Annotated in this window: 22 protein-coding genes and 1 pseudogene; 11 read left to right on the top strand and 12 right to left on the bottom strand. The window is 66.2% G+C overall.

The genetic code is table 11. The annotated features are described in order from the left end of the window. Positions 1 to 54 precede the first annotated feature (54 nt). The 4 genes from ABIB26_RS18975 to ABIB26_RS18990 form a co-directional block, all read right to left on the bottom strand. A complete protein-coding gene (locus ABIB26_RS18975; RefSeq protein WP_354246647.1) occupies positions 55 to 1824 on the bottom strand; it encodes a beta-glucosidase in 1770 nt (589 codons plus the stop codon). Further along, positions 1713 to 2276, bottom strand: a complete 564-nt coding sequence (locus ABIB26_RS18980; protein WP_354246649.1) for a hypothetical protein — start codon at positions 2274 to 2276, stop codon at positions 1713 to 1715. Before ABIB26_RS18980 ends, ABIB26_RS18975 begins: the two co-directional genes overlap by 112 nt. 385 nt (positions 2277 to 2661) lie before the next feature. Beyond that, positions 2662 to 3411, bottom strand: coding sequence for a LamB/YcsF family protein (locus ABIB26_RS18985; protein WP_354246651.1), 750 nt, complete (start codon positions 3409 to 3411; stop codon positions 2662 to 2664). Continuing rightward, positions 3402 to 4289 (bottom strand): hypothetical protein, encoded by an 888-nt coding sequence (locus ABIB26_RS18990; RefSeq protein ID WP_354246711.1) that lies wholly within the window; start codon positions 4287 to 4289, stop codon positions 3402 to 3404. Before ABIB26_RS18990 ends, ABIB26_RS18985 begins: the two co-directional genes overlap by 10 nt. A 111-nt stretch (positions 4290 to 4400) precedes the next feature. Here ABIB26_RS18990 and ABIB26_RS18995 point away from each other — a divergent pair, with 111 nt between their 5' ends. Beyond that, positions 4401 to 5753, top strand: coding sequence for an MFS transporter (locus ABIB26_RS18995; protein ID WP_354246654.1), 1353 nt, complete (start codon positions 4401 to 4403; stop codon positions 5751 to 5753). Between the two features lie 94 nt (positions 5754 to 5847). On the opposite strand, the gene ABIB26_RS19000 is transcribed toward ABIB26_RS18995, so the two are convergent. The 4 genes and pseudogenes from ABIB26_RS19000 to ABIB26_RS19015 all read right to left on the bottom strand — a co-directional run. After that, positions 5848 to 8178, bottom strand: coding sequence for a glycoside hydrolase family 65 protein (locus ABIB26_RS19000; RefSeq protein WP_354246657.1), 2331 nt, complete (start codon positions 8176 to 8178; stop codon positions 5848 to 5850). 59 nt (positions 8179 to 8237) lie between these two features. After that, positions 8238 to 8987 (bottom strand): HAD family hydrolase, encoded by a 750-nt coding sequence (locus ABIB26_RS19005; RefSeq protein WP_354246659.1) that lies wholly within the window; start codon positions 8985 to 8987, stop codon positions 8238 to 8240. 15 nt (positions 8988 to 9002) lie between these two features. Beyond that, positions 9003 to 9455 (bottom strand): type 1 periplasmic-binding domain-containing protein, encoded by a 453-nt coding sequence (locus ABIB26_RS19010; RefSeq protein ID WP_354246660.1) that lies wholly within the window; start codon positions 9453 to 9455, stop codon positions 9003 to 9005. A 20-nt stretch (positions 9456 to 9475) separates the two neighbouring features. Further along, positions 9476 to 9949, bottom strand: a pseudogene (locus tag ABIB26_RS19015) (recombinase family protein); the annotation flags it as partial. A 144-nt stretch (positions 9950 to 10093) separates the two neighbouring features. Between ABIB26_RS19015 and ABIB26_RS19020 the strand changes: the two are divergent. Then, positions 10094 to 11335, top strand: coding sequence for a hypothetical protein (locus ABIB26_RS19020; RefSeq protein ID WP_354246662.1), 1242 nt, complete (start codon positions 10094 to 10096; stop codon positions 11333 to 11335). Between the two features lie 53 nt (positions 11336 to 11388). Here ABIB26_RS19020 and ABIB26_RS19025 read toward each other — a convergent pair whose 3' ends face one another. Next, a complete protein-coding gene (locus tag ABIB26_RS19025) occupies positions 11389 to 11619 on the bottom strand; it encodes a hypothetical protein (RefSeq protein ID WP_354246664.1) in 231 nt (76 codons plus the stop codon). Between the two features lie 55 nt (positions 11620 to 11674). Then, a complete protein-coding gene (locus ABIB26_RS19030; protein WP_354246667.1) occupies positions 11675 to 11914 on the bottom strand; it encodes a hypothetical protein in 240 nt (79 codons plus the stop codon). Between the two features lie 285 nt (positions 11915 to 12199). On the opposite strand from ABIB26_RS19030, the gene ABIB26_RS19035 reads away from it, so the two are divergent. Genes ABIB26_RS19035 through ABIB26_RS19045 form a run of 3 tightly spaced genes read left to right on the top strand, consistent with a single transcriptional unit; the run spans position 12200 to position 13658 of the window. Beyond that, on the top strand, positions 12200 to 12538 hold the full coding sequence (locus ABIB26_RS19035) for an ArsR/SmtB family transcription factor (protein WP_354246669.1): 339 nt from the start codon (positions 12200 to 12202) through the stop codon (positions 12536 to 12538). A gap of 1 nt (position 12539) precedes the next feature. Beyond that, positions 12540 to 13187, top strand: coding sequence for a dihydrofolate reductase family protein (locus tag ABIB26_RS19040; RefSeq protein ID WP_354246672.1), 648 nt, complete (start codon positions 12540 to 12542; stop codon positions 13185 to 13187). A gap of 9 nt (positions 13188 to 13196) precedes the next feature. Then, positions 13197 to 13658, top strand: a complete 462-nt coding sequence (locus ABIB26_RS19045) for an SRPBCC domain-containing protein (protein ID WP_354246675.1) — start codon at positions 13197 to 13199, stop codon at positions 13656 to 13658. Positions 13659 to 14188: 530 nt separating this feature from the next. On the opposite strand, the gene ABIB26_RS19050 is transcribed toward ABIB26_RS19045, so the two are convergent. Both ABIB26_RS19050 and ABIB26_RS19055 read right to left on the bottom strand, forming a co-directional pair. After that, complete coding sequence (locus ABIB26_RS19050) at positions 14189 to 14752, bottom strand: dihydrofolate reductase family protein (RefSeq protein WP_354246678.1); 564 nt, start codon at positions 14750 to 14752, stop codon at positions 14189 to 14191. Positions 14753 to 14980: 228 nt separating this feature from the next. Then, entirely contained in the window at positions 14981 to 15295 is a 315-nt protein-coding gene (locus ABIB26_RS19055) for an ArsR/SmtB family transcription factor (RefSeq protein WP_354246681.1), read from the bottom strand. Positions 15296 to 15391: 96 nt separating this feature from the next. Here ABIB26_RS19055 and ABIB26_RS19060 point away from each other — a divergent pair, with 96 nt between their 5' ends. The 6 genes from ABIB26_RS19060 (at position 15392) to ABIB26_RS19085 (ending at position 19505) form a co-directional block, all read left to right on the top strand. After that, positions 15392 to 16444: an SDR family oxidoreductase gene (locus ABIB26_RS19060; RefSeq protein WP_354246683.1), complete on the top strand. Its 1053-nt coding sequence runs from the start codon at positions 15392 to 15394 to the stop codon at positions 16442 to 16444. A gap of 138 nt (positions 16445 to 16582) precedes the next feature. Further along, a complete protein-coding gene (locus tag ABIB26_RS19065; RefSeq protein ID WP_354246686.1) occupies positions 16583 to 17215 on the top strand; it encodes a Type 1 glutamine amidotransferase-like domain-containing protein in 633 nt (210 codons plus the stop codon). A gap of 346 nt (positions 17216 to 17561) precedes the next feature. Then, positions 17562 to 17933, top strand: coding sequence for a hypothetical protein (locus tag ABIB26_RS19070; RefSeq protein ID WP_354246689.1), 372 nt, complete (start codon positions 17562 to 17564; stop codon positions 17931 to 17933). A 158-nt stretch (positions 17934 to 18091) separates the two neighbouring features. After that, positions 18092 to 18367 carry a type II toxin-antitoxin system prevent-host-death family antitoxin gene (locus tag ABIB26_RS19075; protein ID WP_354246692.1) on the top strand — a complete coding sequence of 92 codons (276 nt, stop codon included), beginning with the start codon at positions 18092 to 18094 and terminating at the stop codon, positions 18365 to 18367. Then, positions 18364 to 18639, top strand: coding sequence for a type II toxin-antitoxin system RelE family toxin (locus tag ABIB26_RS19080; protein ID WP_354246695.1), 276 nt, complete (start codon positions 18364 to 18366; stop codon positions 18637 to 18639). Before ABIB26_RS19075 ends, ABIB26_RS19080 begins: the two co-directional genes overlap by 4 nt. Positions 18640 to 18755: 116 nt before the next feature. After that, positions 18756 to 19505, top strand: coding sequence for a VOC family protein (locus ABIB26_RS19085; RefSeq protein ID WP_354246698.1), 750 nt, complete (start codon positions 18756 to 18758; stop codon positions 19503 to 19505). The last annotated feature ends 73 nt before the right edge of the window (positions 19506 to 19578 follow it).

A 19578-nucleotide genomic window follows, 5' to 3' on the forward strand; every position in this document is an offset into this window, starting at 1 on the left:
GCCCGCGGATCACGGGCGGCACACTCGTTTCGGCAGGCCGCAGACGGCGGGCCGCTACTTGCCCCCAGGGGTGCGGATGGTGATGGTCTGCTGCAGGGCGACGTTGTCGGAGGAGTTGCCCACGTAGACGGTGTACTCGCCGTTTGGCGTGGACCAGGCGTCGGCCGCCTCGTCCCACACGGACAGCGGGTGGTTGGACGCATCGGGGTCGATGGTGACGGTGACCCGCTTTTTCTCTCCCGGGTTCAGCGTGACCTTGTCGAATCCGACCAGACGCTTGGGCGGCTGGTTCGCTGCGGCCGGCAGGCCCAGGTAGACCTGGCCGACTTCGGCACCGGCCACGTCACCGGTGTTCTCCACGAAGAAGGAGACCGTGATGTCCTTCGTCCCGTCTGTCGTCTTGGGCGTGACAACCAGCTTCGAGATCTCGAAGCCGGTGTACGACAGGCCATGCCCGAAGGCGAAGGTCGGTTTGACGCTCTTGGCGTCATACCAGCGGTAGCCCATTTCGAGGCCTTCACTATACGTCGCGGTCAGCGGCAGGGGGCCGGCTCCGTCGGGGTCAACACCCGGCCACTGCGCCGGTGTAGCAAAGGCGGCTTCACGTTCCTGGGTAGGGAACGTGATCGGCAGCTTGCCCGACGGGTTCTCGATCCCGAACAGCAGATTCGCGACAATGTTGCCGTCCTCCTGTGCGGGATACCAGGCCTCAAGCACGGCAGGCACCTTGTCAAGCCACGGGAGCAGCACCGGTCCGCCGTTCTTGAGGACGACGACGGTGTTCGGGTTCGCTGCAACAACGGCAGCGACCAGGGCATCCTGGTTCACGCCGTCTGTCACCAGCAGCGCGAGCGACGTGCGGTCGACTCCCTCACGGGAGATGTCGCCGACCATCACCACGGCGGCATCAGACTTGGCTGCCAGCGCCGCGGCGGCGGCGATGTCGCTCGCGTTGTTGTAGGTGACCGTTGCGTCGGAACCCAGCGCATCCAGCGCGTTGTTCAGGCCCTGCTCGGGCGTGACAGTGTAGGGCGACGTCACGACGATGGCATCCGAGGGTCCCTGGGAGTTGAACTTCGCCGCGCCGGCGAAGGTCGGGGCACCGATCAGTGCCACCGAGTCGAGCGAGCCGGCCTTCAGCGGCAACGCGTGGTGATCGTTTTTCAGCAGCACGCTGCCCTTTTCGCCGATGTCCTGGATCCGTTGCCCGTTCGTGGCGAAGTCAATCGGCGTCAGGGAGTTGATCGGGTCATCGAACTGGCCCAGCTCGAACATGACCGTGAAGCGGCGGTCGAGCTGCTGGTCGATAACGGCGACCGCGAGCGTACCCGCATCGAGAGCGGCGTGGATCAGCTCAGGCGTGAACCAGCGTGGGCTGGCGAACTCGAGGTCGAGCCCGGCCTTGATGGCCGGGGCGGTGCTGTGCGTGGCGCCGCGGTCGGACATCACGTAACCCTCGAAGCCGAGGTCCTCACGCAGCCAGTCGGTCAGCAGTTCCTCGTTCTCACAGGCGAAGACGCCGTTCAGGCGCGGGTAGGAGCACATGACGGCCGCGAGGTTGGCCTCCTGGATCGTCATCTCGAACGGCAGCATGTACAGCTCGTGCATGGTCCGGTCATCAACGATGGTGTCCATCGTGTTGCGGCCGGTCTCCTGCTCGTTCGCTGCAAAGTGCTTGGCGACGGACTGCACTCCGTGTGCCTGCACGGCGTTCACCTGGGCGACGGCCATGACCCCGGCGAGGTAGGGGTCTTCCCCGAAGTACTCGAAGTTGCGGCCGGCGTTGGCAACGCGCCCAAGGTTGATGCCCGGGGTGAGCAGCACGTTATGGGCGCTGGCGCGGGTTTCCTCACCGAAGAATCTCCCCACGCCGTGGAGACGTCAGGGTCGAACGATGAGGCGACCGTCAGGGCGCTGGTCAGGCCGGTGGAGGTCGGAGCGACAAGGCAGTCGCCGTTGCCGAACGGGCCGTTTGTCATCCGAAGAGTGGGGATGGCAAGCGCGGGGATCCCTTCGACGTGGCGTCCCTGCGCGGAAAAGTCACAATTGGGGATGCCGGTGTTGGCGACGGGCTTCATGGCGATCTGCTGGATCTTCTGGTCGAGGCTCATCGCCCCGACCAGCAGGTCCGAGCGCTGCTCGGCCGAGAGGGCCTTGTCCATCCAGGGCAGGCCTTCGGCGGCGGCAGCCGTGGGAACCGTGAATCCCAGGACAAGAACCGCGGCCAGGCCCGCATAGAGGGTTCGGTGGACCTTTTTCGGTGTGCGTCTTTCCACGTCTCATATCTCCTTTGATTAGACACCGGCGGGCACACAAAGCTGTGAGTTCCCTCGATATTTCCATTGAGTCGGCTACCGGCTTCGCTGGTCAAGGAGTTGCCATGAGTTGCCTCCCCCGAGCGGGTGCTGTCGCATCGGGGTCAGAAGGGCAAAAGAAAGGGGCGGCCCACGGAAGCGGCCGACCCTCGCGAGCGTCAGGCTGCGCTCGACGTTGCAGCTTGGTGGTGGCGACCTCCCGGTACATCCCCACGAGCACGCCCCGCGTAGGGAAAGCGGACACAGGTGGGCGAGTAGGTGCACCAGGAAAGGGCCGCCCGCGCGGGCAGGCCCCCGGGCAGCTGCCGGCGGGCGGCTGCCGGCCCGGCGGGAATCCTGCATCAGCTCAGGCGAAACTCTCCAGTTCGACGCCGGCGGCCTCCAGCGCGGCACGGATCGCGGTGGCCGTGCCCGCGGAACCGGCGCCGTCCCCGGGGACGCGCAGCGAGTGCGGTTCGATCCGGAGCACGGTGCCGTCGACCGCCTCGACTTCGCCCTTGGTGGCAAGCCGCACGGCCCGCTCGGCGATCTGTCCCTCGTCGTGCAGCCGGGCACCGTCCTCCGAGCGCGGCATGAGGGTGCCGTCCGGGAGGTAGGCGCGGTGGGCGAAGGCTTCGGCGAAGACGGGGTGGCCGGCTTCCGTTGCGATCGCGAGCAGGGCGGAGCCGGGGAAGCCGAGAACCGGCAGCCCCGGGTCGTAGGCCTGGATGGCGGCGATCACGGCGGACGCCTGCTCGGCGTCGCGCACCGTCCGGTCGTAGAGCGCCCCGTGCAGCTTGACGTAGTCCACCGAGGCGCCGACGGCGTGCGCCACCCCGTCCAGCGCGCCGAGCTGGTACAGCACCGTCCCGAAGAGATCGTCGAAGGACATGTCCAGGGACCGGAGGCCGAAGCCGACGAGGTCCGGGTAGCCGATGTGGGCACCCACCCGGACGTCGAGCTCGTAGGCCGCCCGGCAGGTGTCCAGCATCGTCACGGGGTCGCCGGCGTGCAGGCCGCAGGCCACGCTGGCGCTTGTGACGAGCGGGAACAGGGCGGCGTCGTCGCCCATGGTCCAGGTCCCGAAGGACTCCCCCAGGTCAGCGTTCAGATCCAAAAGTTGCCGCCTTCGTTAGAAGAGTCTTTCCGGCTGCCGTCGCCAGTGGGGGCGCCCGGTGCGCCGCCGTCGAGAGGGTCCGGGCCGGCAGTGCGGAGCGCGTCCGGCCCGGTGGTTTTAGCGATGGCCCGCAGTTCGCCCGGGATGGTATCCGGCATGGGTCCGAACGCTTCCTTGGCGTTGGCGACGACGGCACGTCCCATCATCCGGTTGCCGACGCCGCCCACCACGGCGCCGATGCCGAACGGCAGCGCCCGGCCCAGCAGGGCCGTACCCTGGCGTTTCAGCAGGCTCCGGAGGAACATCGTCTGGATCCGCTCGCGCACCGAGCCGAAGCCGGCCAGCGGGACGCGGCGTGCAAAGAGGGAGCCCCAGGCCTGGGTGGGGCCCTTGCCCTGCCCCGCAGCCTGGCCGCTCAGCGAGCTGAGCAGCGCGGTGCCCTCCTCGCCGAGCATGATGGCCATGACCAAAGTGCTGGCCTTCTCCGGGTCCACCATCCGCACGCCGTGCAGTTCGGCGAGCGAGGTGGCGAAAAGTGCGGTGGCCTCAAGGAAACCCACGGTTGCGGCGGCCGACAGGCCCAGGGCGGCGATTGTTCCGACGCCCGGGACGACGGCGGATCCGCCCACGAGCGCCCCGCCACCGGTGACGGCGACGAGATAATCGCGTTCCAGCTTCGCAGCGAGCTGCGCCGCCGTGGCGTGCGGGTGCCTCTTCTGCAGGCGCCGGAGGTTTGCCAGCACGAGGGGCCGCTGGATCTCGACGGCGCGAAGGAGCACGTTGTGGACGCCTGGCTTGGGCTTGCCCTCGGCGTCGAACATCGCGTTGTGGGCGGTCTTCTGGGCCATCTTCATTGCCGGGTTGCTGCGCTTGGCCATCATCGCCTCTCGTCGGAACCGGAACTGTCGCGGATGCAGACCTTAACACTAGGCCACAGCCCGCCGTCGGCCGCCGCTCCCGGGCCGGACTGGGCGTCTTAGACTAAATCCATGCGCTCCTTGAAGGCCCTCCGGCCGTTTGCGCACCGGGAATACCGGGTGCTGATCGCGGCGCTCGCCATCTCCATCTTCGGCTCCGGGATGTGGGCCGTTGCAATGGTCTACGAGGTGATCCACCTCGGCGGCGGCCCGCTGAAACTGTCCCTCGTGGCCGCAGCGGGCAGCGTGGGCCTCGTGGCGTTTGTGCTGGCCGGCGGCATCGCGGCGGACCGCTTTCCCCAGCGGATCCTGATCATCGCCGTGGAGGGCGCCAACCTCGCCGTCATTGCGACCGTCAGCGGTCTGGCCATGGCGGGCTGGCTGCAGCTCTGGCATCTGGCGCTTGGCTCGTTTGTGCTCGGCGTCGGGGCAGCGTTCTTCTTCCCCGCCTACTCCGCCATCCTGCCGCGGATCCTGCCGCCCGAGGACCTGCTGGCCGCCAACGGCATGGAGGGGACCATGCGGCCCATCCTGCAGCAGGCGGCGGGACCGGCGGTGGCAGGCCTCCTGGTGGCGGCGCTGTCCCCCTCGCGTGCCGTCACCGGTGTTGCGGTCTGCCATCTGCTGGCGTTTTCCATCCTGAACTTCCTCCGCAGCCAGCCCCGGCCCAAGGCACCGGCCGGGAGCAGCAAGGCCGGAAACGCTGTCCGGAGACGGGCCAGGACGTCCCTGCTCCACGATCTCCGGGAGGGCGTCAGCTACACCGTCCGGACGCCCTGGCTGCTGTGGACCCTGCTCTGGGCCTGCATTTCCGTGCTGTTCCTGATCGGCCCCATCGAGGTCCTCGTCCCGTTCGTGGTCCGGGACCAGCTCGGCGGCGACTCGCGCATGTTCGGCTTCCTGCTCGCCATCATGGGCGTCGGAGCCGCCGCAGCCTCATTGGCTACCGCCTCGTTCCCGCTCCCGCGCCGCTACCTGAGCGTGATGATGGTGTCCTGGGGCGCCGGCAGCCTGCCGGTCGCCGCCGTCGGCATCACGGACAGCTTCTGGGCCGTGGCAGCCGCGCTGTTCGTCTTTGGTGCCACGGACGGCGTCGGCATGGTGATCTGGGGGACGCTGCTGCAGCGCCGCGTGCCGCCGCATCTGCTGGGCCGCGTCTCGAGCCTGGACTTCTTCGTTTCGCTGGCCCTCATGCCGGTCTCCATGGCCCTCGCCGGACCGGCCGCCGAGGTGTTGCCGGTGTGGCTCATCTTCCTCGTGGCCGGGACCGTGTGCCCGGTCGTGGCCGTCGTCGCCATGGCGGTGGCCAGCATGCCGGCAGATGAACTGGCCCATCCCCTGGCCGGCGGTGCGGAAGAGTCCGGTGAAGCAGAACAATCCGGCGGCGCGGAAGAGCCGGCCGAGGACGGCCTGGCGGGCAGTTGAGGGCGGACCGGCGCCGCCGATCCGCCCTCAACTGCCCCCGGGCGACCACCGCAATCCGCACGCCCGCACCGGCCCCGCCCGGGTAACCGGCGGCTCAGACGGCCGCGCGCACAATCGGGATCGACGCCGTCGGGAGTCCGCTCGGGAAGATCGTCGGCTCGGGGGCCGCGACGGGCGCCAGCGGAACCCGGACCGGATCGCCGCCCACAAAAAGCCGCTCCCCGCGCACGTCGACCTCGAGCGGCGCGCCCTCGCGGACCGTGAGGCTGATGGCACCCTGCTCCAGTCCGACGTGCAGCAGCCGGCCCTGGACCAACAGGTGGAAGGACAGGCCATCCCATCCGGCCGGCAGGCGCGGATCGAAGTACGGCACGGCGCCCTGGTCGCGCAGCCCGGCGAAGCCGCTGACCAGCGAGCTCCACACGCCGCCGGCGGAGGCGATGTGCACGCCGTCGATCGTGTTGCCGTGGGTGTCGTCCAGGTCGATGAACAGCGCGTGGGTGAAGTGCTCCAGTGCGGCCTTGCCGTAGCCCACCTCGGCCGCCATGATGCCCTGCACGCAGGCGGACAGCGTGGAGTCACCGGTGGTGATCGGGTCGTAGAAATCGAAGGCGCGGCGCTTTTCCTCGGCCGTGAAGTCCTGCCACTGCAGGAACATGGCCAGCACGGTGTCGGCCTGCTTGAGCACCTGGTGCCGGTAGATCACCAGCGGGTGGAAGTTCAGCAGCAGCGGGTACTTGGACCGCGGCGTGCTCCAGTCCCACGGCTCCAGGGTCATGAAGTCGTTGTCCTGCGAGTGGACCTGGAGGTCCTCGTCGTAGGGCAGCTGCATCCGGTTGGCTGCCTGCTCCCAGAGCTGGCGTTCGGCGTCGTCGATCTCCGGGTGGTCCAGCGCCGCGGCGGCACGCAGGTTGAAGCGCGCCATGACGTTGGTGTACAGGTTGTCATTGACGACGGCGGTGTACTCGTCCGGGCCCGTCACACCGTGGATGTGGAACAGTCCGTCCTTGCCGAAGAAGCCCAGTGACACCCACATCCGGGCGGTCTCGATCAGCAGTTCGGAGCCGAGGGTCTCCCGGAACGCCTGGTCCCCGCTGGCCCAGCTGTAGCGGTTGGCCGCGAACGCGATCGCGGCGGCAATGTGGAACTGGGCCGTGCCGGCGGCGTAGTAGGCGCTGGCCTCGAGCCCGTTGATGGTCCGCCACGGGAACAGGGCGCCGTCCACGCTGAGCTCCTTCGCGCGGATCTTGGCCTCGGGCAGCATCTCGTGCCGGAATTCGAGGACTTGGCGGGCGTTGGCCGGGTTGGTGTAGGTCAGGTAGGGCAGCAGGTACACCTCCTGGTCCCAGAAGTAGTGGCCCTCGTAGCCGGAGCCGCTGACGCCCTTCGCCGGGATCCCCGCTACGTCGGCGCGGGCGGTGGCCTGGGCCAACTGGAAGAGGTTCCATCGGACGGCCTGCTGCAGCTCGGCCTGGCCGGTGATCTCGATGTCGCTCGTGGTCCAGTAATCACGGTAGTAAGCCGCGCTTTGGGCGAAGATCTCCGCAAGCGGCAACAGGGCCGCCTCGGCGTCGTCCGCCAGGTCATCCGAGGACTGCCCGACGGCGTAGCTGACGCTCTTTTCCAGCACGAACGGCTGGTCCGCGCCGACGGCCAGCACGTAGCGGACGCTGCTGTCATCCTCGTGCACCTGGGTGTCGAAGCACTGCACGCCCGCGGACGTCCAGTGGTCCACGGCCAGGCCGATGCGCTGTTTGGATTCCGCGGTTTCCCAGGACAGGCGCAGCGAACCGTCGCCGCCGTCGAGCCGCACCGGCAGCAGGACCCGCCCGGCGTGCCGCCCGGCACGGCGCGGGTCGTGGGCCGAGTGCTCGTCCACCGGCTGGTCCTGGCGGTTGATCACCGAGGAGGTCACGTCGGCCGAGATGTCCCGGTCCGCCGCGAGTTCCAGCGAGATGCCGAGCGTGCCGCGGGACTCATGGCCGACGGCGCGGCGTTCCGTGGTGGTCACGGTGGCGCCGGAGCGGCACTGCCAGACGATCCTGCATTCATAGATGCCGGTGCCGAAATCAACGCTGCGCCGGTAGTCCAGGACCGTGGATTCCGCCAGGCCCAGGGTTTCGCCGTCGATAATCACGGTGAAGTTGTTGGCGTCCGGAATGTAGAGGATCCGCTGGCCGGTGCGGGCGAAGCCGTAGGCATTTTCAGCGTGCTTGATGTCCCAGGTCTCGTGGAAGCCGTTGATGAAGCTGCCCGGCAGATCGGCGTCGGCGGCAGCCCAGTGCGCGCCGCGGATGCCCAGGTGGCCGTTGCCGAGGCTGAACAAGGTCTCCAGCGTCCCGGCGTTGCCGGGGAGGTGGACGGTCTCCACGAGCTGCCAGGGGTCGTTGGGGAACCGTGCGCGGTCCGAGGTGATGAGAGCCATGGTTGGGGTTTCCTTCAGGCGGTAAGAGTCTTGGCGTGACAGTCGGGTGGTGCGGCGGGCTAGAGCAGTTCGGCGAGGTCGTTGACCACCAGGGTGGCGCCGGCGTCGAGCAGCGCCTGCCGGCCGGCTCCGCGGTCCACCCCGATCACCGAGTGGAAGCTCCCCGCGCTTCCGGCCTGGACACCGGAGACGGCGTCCTCGACGACGACGCACGCCCTGCTGGGCAGGCCCAGCAGCCGGGCGGCGAACTCATAAGTGTCCGGGCGGGGCTTGCCAGGCAGTCCTGCCGTCACGGCGACGACGCCGTCCACCACCACCGGGAAGAAGCCGGACAGCCCGGCGGCCTTGAGCACTGCCGGGGCGTTGCGGGAGGAGGAAACGACGGCGAGCTTGAGTCCGCGGGCCCGCGCGGACTCGATGAACCGCACGGAGCCTTCGTAGGGCTCGACGCCGCCGGCCTCGACGATGTCATTGAAGACCTTGTTCTTGCGGTTGCCCAGGCCGTGCACGGTGTCATGCCCCGGATCGTCATCCGGCGGTCCGTCCGGCAGGACGATGTTGCGGGAGGCCAGGAAGTCGCGGACGCCGTCGAAGCGGGGCTTGCCGTCGATGTGGTCGAAGTAGTCGCTTTCGCGGTAGCGCGGCGCCTCGGGGACGGTCTTCAGGAAACCGTCGAAGAGTTCCCGCCACGCGTGCTCGTGCACGATCGCCGTCGGGGTCAGGACGCCGTCAAGGTCAAAGAGGATGGCGGAGGCGCCGGCGATTGCGTCGGCACGGCCGGGGGTGGTGCCGTTGGGAAGCTCAGTCATGGATCGAAAGTCCTTTCAGACCTGGGGGAAGTCGGTGGCGGTCACTCGTGAGGGCACACCGTGGACGGGAAGCCTTTGAGTGGTAGTGGCCGCCGGGCGGCGTGTGCCGGCGTCAGCGCCGGCGGCGGGTGCTCTTGGGCTCAACCAGTTTGGTCGCCAGCACGTGGCTGGACGGGCGATTCGGAAGCCCCGGGCGGTGAAGTCTTCAATCAGCAGGCTGGCCGCAAACGCGCCCTGATCGGCTACTGGCTGGGCGATCGCAGTCTGTCCCAGGAACCGGCCCATCCGATGATCGTCTACTCCTATGATGAACTCGTTTTTCGATGCTGACAAACCGAGATCCCGCAAGGCCATCATCGTGCCGAAGGCTGTGCTGCTGCTGGCGAAGATCGCGGAGGGCATCCGGCGGTTTTCGATCAGCTCCGTCATCGCCTGCCGGCCGCCGCCGACGCTGGAGCCGGCGCCCACCACGAGGTCCGGGTCCAGCGTCAGATCGCGTACTCGGCGAGGGCACGTCCAAAGCCCTTCAACCGCTCGTTGGCGGTGGTCAGGGGCAGTTCACCGCGTTTGATGGCACGGTAGACGGTTGACCCGCGCTGCCGCGAAGAGTTCTGCAATCTGCGCCGTCGTGTGCGTCCCTGCTCGGTGAACGGAGACGAGGTGGGATTCCTGTGTATTCGAGAGCTTGGGCTGTTTGCCTCGTAGGCGGCGCTTCGCCTTGGCGACGGCCATGCCTTCCCGGGTCCGGTCCGGATCAAGTCGGCTTCGAATTCGGCGACCATGGCCAGGACGTTGAAGAGGAGCCGGCCCACGGGATCGATGGGGTCGTGGACGGAGCCCCCGATGCTGAGCTTGACCTCGCGGCGGGTGAGTTCGTCGACAATGTCCTTCGCATCGCGCTGTCACCGGGTCAGAGGATCGAGTTTGGCCACGACCAGAGTGTCCCCGGCCCGGGAGGCGGCCTCGCAGGCACATCATCGCCAAGCGCGTGCATAAGTTTTCGCTCATCCTTGTCGCGGAACAGCGCCCTCCTGCGGGATGCTGGCGCCCGGGGCCCTGCAGTAACGCGATTACGGCACCGCCGCGGCGCGTGCCATCCTTGGGGTATGGCACGAACATGGTTGTCGCTGACGGTGGAACTGCTCGGCGGTCGTGGTGAAGAGTTGTGGCCGTGGCCCGGGCGCATCTTCGCGGTCGGACCGTCGCACACCTTCATGGATCTCGCCAATGCCATCAACGATGCCTTCGCCCGATGGGACCGCTCGCACCTGTCAATGTTCACCCTGGCCGACGGCCGGGTAATCACTGACGAAGAGACGGGAGCCGAGATGGCCGGATCGATCGGCGGCCCGATCATCGCACCAATCGACATCGCTGCTGCCAAGGTCACCCGGACGCTGGAGCCGGGGGCTGAGTTTCAGTTCACGTTCGACCTCGGTGACGCCTGGACGCACCGATGCGTGGTCGGGGAGGTGAAGGTCGACCCGCTGGAGGTATTGGGTATCCGTCCTGATGCCCCCCTGCCGTACTGGGGCTGGGGCAGCATTCCGGACCAGTACGGGCGCCGGTGGGCTACCGACGACGGGGAGAGCCGGGCGCCGGGGAAACCGAGCCGGCCGCACCCGATGCTGCTGCACGCGTGGCCCGCACAGGTGCAGGTGCCGGGGCTCGACCTGCCCGAGCTGCGTGAAGCCATCGCGGCAGGAGATGCGGCCCGCTTCCTCGCAGCGGTGACGGGACGCGACATCGATGACGCTCTGCAACAGGTGGGGGCCGGCATACCGATGGCGCTGGAGCATAGACGCCAGGAAGCCGAATCGGTGGCAATGTCGGTCATCAACCGGCTGACTTGGCGCGGCGGCGCTGGTGACCTGCTGCTGGCCGAGGACCTGCTGGCCGGTCTGCGCCGCGTCCCGCTGACAGGCCGGGCGGTGCCGGTAGACCTCGACATGCTCAGCACCGTGCTGGAAGGGGATCTCGACCTGTCGCCCGGTGGCTACGTCGACCTGCGCACCGGGCTGGTGTACGACGACAGCGCCACTGACCCGATGACGGTCGGGGAGGACTCCGCCATCGACGTGGAGGAGGAGCCGGACCGTTGGCTTCGGCTCAACCGCACCGGTTCGCGGAACGGCTGGCGGGACATGGCGGCCTTCGCCGAGCGGCAGCACGATGAGGCCCTCCGAGAGCGGCTGGAACGGGCGATCGAGGGCAAAGGCGCCTTCTTCCGGTTCCGCGACCTCGTCCACGGCGAGAACCTTAGCGAACAGTGGTATGCCTTCTCCACCGACCGCCAGATGGGCCGTGCCCGCGAGTTCCTCGCTGACAATGGCATCCGCGTGGGCTGACGAGCCGGGCTCGGTCAGCGCCGGCGCAAGACCGTGCCGCCCGCCGCATACCCTCAACCGTGGATTTGGTGACGTAGGAGCATCGTCTCGTCCCACCCCGCATTGTCGGTGCGATTGATGAAGTCTGCGTCGATCGGATTCCACAGGATGGCCGCGACGCTTGTTGTCGCCAAGGCGCATAGGCTGAGGACAAGGCGGACGACGGACAGTACCGAAGGCTTTCCAGGGTGATTTGTCGGACGTTTATTCATTGCTTCCCCCGTTTTTATCTCGATGGCGGGCATTGCAGCCCCTGTCACTACGCGGCCGATTGCCCGTTGCGCTCTGCCCGGCGCGAAGTCAGCCGTGCTGGCCGCCTCGATAGGCTTTGAGTGCATCTCCTCTGATCCACGTTCTGGTCAGGAAGGCGTCCAAAACGCAAGAAACGGCGAAGGTCGCCCAGGAAATCCATATAGGTGCGAGGCCCGCAAAAACCAATGCCACGACTGCCACCACGAAGCCGGCAGAGACATAGCCATAGATTCGGCGTGCAGAGGTCGCAAATCGTGCTTCTTGCGTCTCGCGAAAGTAGTTCAGCATCAGTCTCCCCAAGGTTCGAATCGGAGCCTACAGCACTGGTTGCGCCAAATAGCGTTATTAGATGCGTGCCAGATACCGCTGCGATTCACAGATTCGTGGACGGACCGGGCCTCTTGTAGCAAATACGAGCGTTATTGGGCATCTACCTGCGCTTCGTGCACGCGAAGCCGAACGGTGGCGGCTTCGAGTAGCGGTGCGGACATCCCTCGCGCGGTGGTGCGCCGGATGAGACGTGCTGGCGTAAGCCGGTTGACGAGTCCTTGCCCTTCAATAATAATCAGGTATGTGCCTAAGTATTACGACGAGCTCGACGCCGTGCTCCGCGCTCTCGCGGATCCGACGCGCCGGGCCGTCATGGAACGGTTGGCGAAGTCCCCAGCCGTCGTGTCCGAACTCGCGGCGCCGTTCTCGATGGCGTTGCCGTCGCTCATGCAGCACCTGCGCGTCCTTGAGAACGCGGGACTGGTCACGTCGCAGAAGCACGGACGCGTCCGCACCGTGAGCCTGCGCCCGGGCGCCCTCGACGTCCTGCACGTGTGGCTCAGCGAGCAACGAACCCCCGCAGAACACCAAGCCGACCGGCTCGGCATCCACCTGACCCGCACCGCCCCGAAGGAGACCTGATATGACCAGCGTTCGCCTCGACCTGTTCGCCTCGCTGGACGGCTACACCTCGACGACCGGCCGATCACTCGAAAGTCCGATGGGTGAGGACTGGGGTCGCCTCACGGCGGCCTACTCCGCGACCCGCACGTTCCGCGAGCGTGTCTTCGGCGACACCAGCGGCACCGGCACGACCGGGATCGACGACTCCTACGCCGCCGCGTTCTTCGAGGGCGTCGGCGCCGAGATCATGGGCGCGACCATGTTCGGCCTGCATTCGTTTCCCGACGATCCGGACTGGAAGGGCTGGTGGGGTGACCAGCCGCCGTTCGGAACCCCGGTCTACGTCCTCACCCACACTGCACCTCGTCCGTCGATCCCGATGCAGGGCGGAACGACGTTCCACCTCCGCAGCGCCCCCATCGAGGACGTGCTCGCCGAGGCGACAGACGCCGCGGGCGGCCTGGACGTGCGCGTCGGCGGCGGAGTCGGCACCGCGCGCGATTTCCTGCGCGCCGGCTTGGTCGACCAGTTGCACCTCATGGTCGCCCCGATCCTCCTCGGCCGGGGAACTCGACTGTGGGACGACCTACCCGGCCTCGACCTCACCCACAAGGTGACGACGGAAGTGGCCGAGAGCGGCACCACCCACGTCACCTTCACGCGATAGGACGCACACATGACGATCGAACGCCGACTCGCCCGCGCCGAGTTCACCCTGACACGCGACTACCCAGTTCCCGTCGAGCGTGCCTGGGACGCGTTCGCTGAAGAGGACCAGAAGCTCGGCTGGTGGGGCGCCGGCGACGCCATGGAGCCCGGTGAGTGGGTGTTCGACTTCCGTGTCCGCGGACGCGACATCGCCGAGGGGACGTTTCACGACGGTCCGGTCTCGCGGTACGAGGCCACGTACACCGACATCGTCGAGCACGTCCGCATCGTCACGACGTACGACATGTGGCTCGACGGGGTCCACATGTCGACGTCGGTGGCGTCGTTAGAGTTCGAGCCGATCAAAGAGGGCACCCGGTTCACGCACGTTGAACACGGCGTATTCTTCGACCAGTTCTGGGCCGACGGGCCGGGCCGCGAGGAAGGCACCCGGGGCCTGCTCAAGGCTCTGGGCAACTACCTCGCGTGACGCACCTCCCACGCAGCCCCAGCCGTAGACGGGGTGCACATCCCTGCTCGTCGCCGCCGAAGCGCACTAATAATCGCATTGCTGGTAGTTAATCGCATTGCTGGTAGTTAATGGAGTCCACTGGTCAACGATTACGGCTTCTCTGCTGTTTTACGCCATGATCGCCTCAGCTCCGTTCTTCGGCGAGCAGCCAACGTCTACGAAGCTCGCCGAATCCCACCGACTGCTCGATCGCACTCATCGGCCCGGGCCGCTGGTCCGCGGACCGGCTGCTGGCCCGGAAAAGCGCCCGGCTCAGCGTCCTGGCATGACCCAAAACCCCGGCCAAATCGCTGCCCAGGGGACCTCTTCGGATCGGCCAATTGCAACATGAATTGCGGCCTGACGCCCGGCAGCGCCAATGCCAGTGCCGGGACGGCGGCCAAATTTCCATGAATGTGACCGTTAACCGAGGATGGCGATCGGTCCCGATGAATGGCGAGCTCCTCGGACCTGTTGCAGGTTCGCGCGACAAGACTGGCCGAGTACAGCTAGCGCGCCACGCGGTAGCGGAGATAGACGACTCTCGAGCTGAAGGTGCGGGTCTCGATGAGTTCGAGATCCACCCGGCGCTTGCGCTGGGGAAAGAACGGAATGCCACCGCCAACCAGCACCGGGTAGACCCTGGTCCGGTACTCGTCGATCAGACCCAGCGCGGCCGCCTCGGCGGCGAGAGTCGCGCCGCCGATCGCGATGTCGCCCGCCGCCGGGTCGGCTCGCAATCGCTCGATTTCCTCCGCCAGGCCACCGGATGCCAGGCGGGCGTTTCCCTGCACCGCCGACAGCGTGGTGGAGAACACCACCTTCGGGAGCGCCTTCCAGATCGCGGCGAATTCGAGCGTTGAGTAGTCGAGCGATGGGTTCTGGTCGGCGGTCTCCCAGTACAGCATGGTCTCGTACAGCCGTCGTCCCAGCAGATGGACGCCGACCTTGCGTACCTCGTCGGTGGCGAGGCGAAAGACCTCCTCGTCGGTCACCGTCCAGTCGAAGGAGCCGTCCGGCCCGACGATGTAGCCGTCCAGCGACACGGCCATCGAATAGGTCACACTGCGCATCAGGAGTCCTCCTCGGCAACGGTCCTACAGTACCGACGCGCGACGCCGGCGGGTAGAGACAACTCAGGATCTTCCTGCTCTGTGCCCGATGACGTTCCCTTCGAGACTTACCGGGCAATGCTCGCGGCAATGCTTTCCCACTCAGGGTTCGCCTTGCGGGCGTACTCAGAGCGCCATGTTGCCAAGGGTTCGCATGGTGATCTTGTCGTGAACGGGGCAGCCGTGCGGCTAAACGTCGGCGCCGATGGCCTTGCCGAGCTTGGCGATGGTCTGCTCGTTACGTCGGTAGTGCGAGAACTGGCCGATGCGAGTACAGATCACAAGATCTGCGCGCTGCAACGTCGCCATGAACTGTGAAGCGGTGGACTGTGACACGTTTGCACGCGCCTGAATGTGTTTCAAACACACTCCGACCTCGTCCGCTGGCCGATCCTGCGGCGGAAATGAGTTGCCGTCCTTGAGCCAGCCCAGAATTGCCAAGCGGGTTGGGTGGCCGAGCGCTTTGAATGCGCTCACCAGTTGTTCGACACTGAGTTCTCCCATACCTCCAGTGTAGGTCTAAATCGTAATATCGCGATGTCACGATGCTGTGCTACAAATGAGATCGGCAAATCACGTTTTTACGATGAAGGAGAAATTATGGCAACGAGAACTGCATTAGTCGTCGGGGCACGGGGTGTGATCGGCGGAAACTTGATCGAGCACCTCGACCGCGTGGGAGGCTGGACGATCATCGGACTTTCTCGGCGGGGAGGGGCTAGTCAGGGCTCGGTTCGGCATATCGCCGTTGACCTTCTGGACAAAGACGACACCGCTTTGAAACTCGCCAGCCTGACTGGGGTCACTCATGTCTTCTATGCCGCTTATCAGGATCGCGTCAGCTGGGCGGAACTGGTGCCGCCGAACTTGGCGATGCTCACGAATGTCGTCGACGCGATCGAACCGGTGGCGCCGAACCTGGAGCACATCAGTTTGATGCAGGGGTACAAGGTCTATGGCGCTCATCTGGGGCCCTTCTCGACGCCGGCCCGTGAGGACGATCCGCCGCATATGCCACCGGAGTTCAACGTCGGCCAGCAACAGTTCCTTGAGCGCCGGCAGGCTGACGCCGCTTGGTCGTGGTCCGCACTGCGCCCCTCGGTTGTGGCCGGCATTGGGCTCGGCAACCCCATGAACCTCGCCATGGTGATTGCGGTGTACGCCTCTATCAGCAAAGAGCTCGGCGTCCCGTTCCGGTTCCCTGGCAAGCCCGGGGCCTACACAAGCCTGATCGAGATGACGGACTCAGGGCTGCTGGCGGAAGCTACCGCCTGGGCTGCAACGAACCCCGGCAGCAGGAACCAAGCCTTCAACATCACAAACGGTGACATGTTTCGCTGGTCCTCGATGTGGCCGAAAATTGCAGCGTTCTTCGACCTCGATGTAGCGCCACCTTTGCCGATGAGCCTGAGCGACGTGATGGCAGACAAATCTGACCTCTGGGATGCAATGGTTGCGAAGCACGCTCTGGCGAAGACCCCCTACTCAGATGTGTCCTCCTGGCAGTTTGGCGACTTCGTCTTCGCGTGGGACTACGACGTCATCGCCGACACATCAAAGTCGAGGCGTGCCGGCTTCCACACATATGTTGACAGCGAAGCGATGTTCTTGCGAATCTTCCAGAGTCTCCGAGACCGGCGACTGATTCCCTAAGCAAGCGGCAGGGGCCTCGCAGTCAAAGCGCCTGCCCGGACGATGTTACGAAACTGACGCGGCCCCTGGTCCGGCTGCGGCTGGGTTAGTCGGTCGCGCGGTCCGACCTTCGTGCGCGAACGTTGGGATAATGGCTCCATGCGCCTTTATCTGTCGTCGTACCAGCTTGGCGACCATCCAGAGGCGTTCACTGGCCTGGTCCGGGGGAGTGGACGCGGGTGGGTCATCATGAACGCTTTCGACGGGGCTGATCCTGAGATGCGGCGCCTAGAGACTGAACGTCAGGTTACGAATCTCGCGGGCATTGGGCTCGCAGCGCGTGAGCTCGACCTTCGGGCGCACGACGCCGAGAGTCTTTCTGCGGAGTTTGGCCAACCGGACTTCCTTTGGGTTCGGGGCGGCAACGTCTTCACGCTCCGGGCGACTCTGGCGCGATCGGGGGCCGACGCGCTCATTGCGGATCGTCTCGGAGCAGACGCACTGGTCTACGCCGGCTTCAGTGCGGGGGGATGCGTCCTCGCCCCGAGCCTGTTGGGCCTCGAAGAATGCGACTCAACGGAGGACGCCTTGTCCATGTACGGAGCCGTCGAGTTTGACGGCCTCAGCATCCTGGATCGGCCCTTCGTGCCTCACCTTGGATCTCCGGAGCACCCGGAGAGCGAGGCCCTAACCCGAGTGGCTGCTGCTTACGCCCAGGAGGGCAAGACCTATTGGGCTCTTCGCGACGGTCAGGCGTTGGTGGTCGACGGCAGCAGCGTTGTGCTTCTCTGAGCGATCAACGGACGCTCCCGCGGGCTAGAGGCCGCCCGCGACTCTGAGAGTGGCGCCCGTCGTGTAAGCGGCTTCCTCGGACAGCCGCCAGGCGACCGCCCCGGCAATCTCTCGGGGTATGCCAGCACGACTGAGAGGGACTGAACCGGCCTTCGCTGGACGCGGTACGTCAAGCCGAAGCTGTTCCAGAAGATCATTGCCGCCGACCTCCCGCGGAAGCAGGCTGACGTTCTCGCCGCCGGTCAGAAGAAGAAGTAGTACCGGCCGACGCGAGCGGTTGGCAATACTGTCTCTGTCTGCCTTCCAGGTTCTTGACCGCGCAGTTATCGCCAGAGATCCTTGGCTCATGGCAACTCAATACGTTCGAGGCATCGCCGCTGCGGCAGCCGTGCTGGCGGTGCTGAGTGGATGCGCACCGCCGGCAGCGCCGACAAGCGACGTCCCGACAAGTCCGACACCCACCGCCGCCTCGGGTGTCGCTTTCGCTCTCTACACGCACTGTGGCATCTATGAGGCGAGGGTGCAGGAAACATTCTTCGTCGCCGACCATCCGCTGGACGACGGTCAGGGCAATCCCCCCGCAGGATGGGGCAACCCCTACCAGTCGGGCACCATCACCGTGGCAGGCCCAAGTGCCGTCTTCCATGATGACACCGGCCACACGGTGACCTTCCATGAACGACCCGGTGCCACGAGCTTCCTTGGAACCTGCTCCTGAGGAGTAGCTCTCGAGCGCAACGCTCACCGGAACCCGATCCTCGTGCGGGACAACCCCACGCTGCAGCGAATCTGTCCCGTTGGACCTTCCCCTTGCGGTCGATGGTCTCGGATGATTGATAGATGGCTAAGTTGGCGTTCCTGGCGCATAATGGACGTATGAGCACAGACATCGAGCTTTCGGTCAGCCAAGCGCGAAATCACTTTTCTGACGCCGTGAACCGAGCTGCGTTTGGTGGCGAGATCACCTACGTGACGCGCGGACGAGGACATCAACGGGCTGCTGCGATCGTGCCAGCCGAGTTCGTTGATCGATACGAGGCGATGATTGACAGCGAGGATGGTCGGATCGCGTTGGAGCGATTGGCCGATCTCGATGCCGGTCGCACCAAGACCATCTCTGCGGATGAGGCGGCCCGGGCACTCGGGTTGTGAGTGCGGCTGGGCTGTTCGCTGTCGAATATGACCCGAAAGCGCTCAAGGAGTTGGCCAAGCTCGACAAGCCAGTGGCTCGCCGTGTCATCCAGGCCATCGACGCATTGAGCGTCGACCCGCGCCCGAGCGGCGTTCGTGCCCTGGTCGGGTATCCAAATCTGTGGCGAATCCGTGTCGGTGATTATCGCGTCGTGTACACGATAAGGGACACCGAACTCGTGGTTCTCACTTTACGGGTGGCCCACCGGAGCAGCGTCTATCGCAGCCTCTGATCGTGGCCGGTTACAAGCCTCGCATGTGCCCGGTCAGGGTTTCCTCTAGTGATGACGGGTGGGGTACCCGGCCGGACCCTGGATCGCTAGGCTTTGTCCATGGACGGGAGCAAGACATGACCCCACGGACCTACCCACAGGGCGTACCGTGTTGGATCGACACCGAGCAGCCCGACGTCGAGGCGGCAGCCGAGTTCTACGGCGGAATCTTCGGCTGGACGTTCGAGGACGCCATGCCGCCGGGAGCGCCGGGCCGCTACATGATAGCCAAGCTCGACGGCCAGGACGTCGGCGGGATGGCCAGCACCCGGGAAGGTACAGCGGCGTGGAACACCTACATTGCCGTCGACGACGCCGACGCCGCAGCGCAGCGACTGGTGTCTGCCGGCGCCACGATGCAATCGGCGCCCGCCGATGCGGGAGAGGGCGGCCGCGGCGCGGTGCTGGCCGATCCGGAGGGCACAGAGTTTCGCATCTGGCAGGCCAGGCGGCGTCTGGGGTCACAGGTGGCCAACCTGCCCGGGGCCTGGAACTTCAGCGACCTCCACACCTCCGACCCCAGCGCGGCGACGGCGTTCTACGGGGACGCGTTCGGCTGGCAGGTCGATGACCTCGGCTTCGCGCTGCTGATCCGCAGGCCCGGTTACGGCGACCATCTTGCGGCGACAGTCGATCCCGGCATCAGGGCGCGGCAAGCCGGCGTGGCCACCCCATCCGGCTTCGAGGATGCGATTGCCTGGATCGCGGACGCAGCCCCCAACGAACCGTCGCGCTGGCACGTCTCGTTCACCGTGGCAGACCGGGACCAGACTGTGGCTGACGCCGAGCGGCTCGGCGCCCACGTCTGCGGCCGTATGGTTTTGTGAGACAGCTTGTTAGGAGCCCTTCTTCACAATGACCGACCGTAAGATGTATAGCCAGAAGTACAAGGACGACGCC

Source organism: Arthrobacter sp. UYEF20 (assembly GCF_040546335.1).
GTDB lineage: Bacteria > Actinomycetota > Actinomycetes > Actinomycetales > Micrococcaceae > Arthrobacter.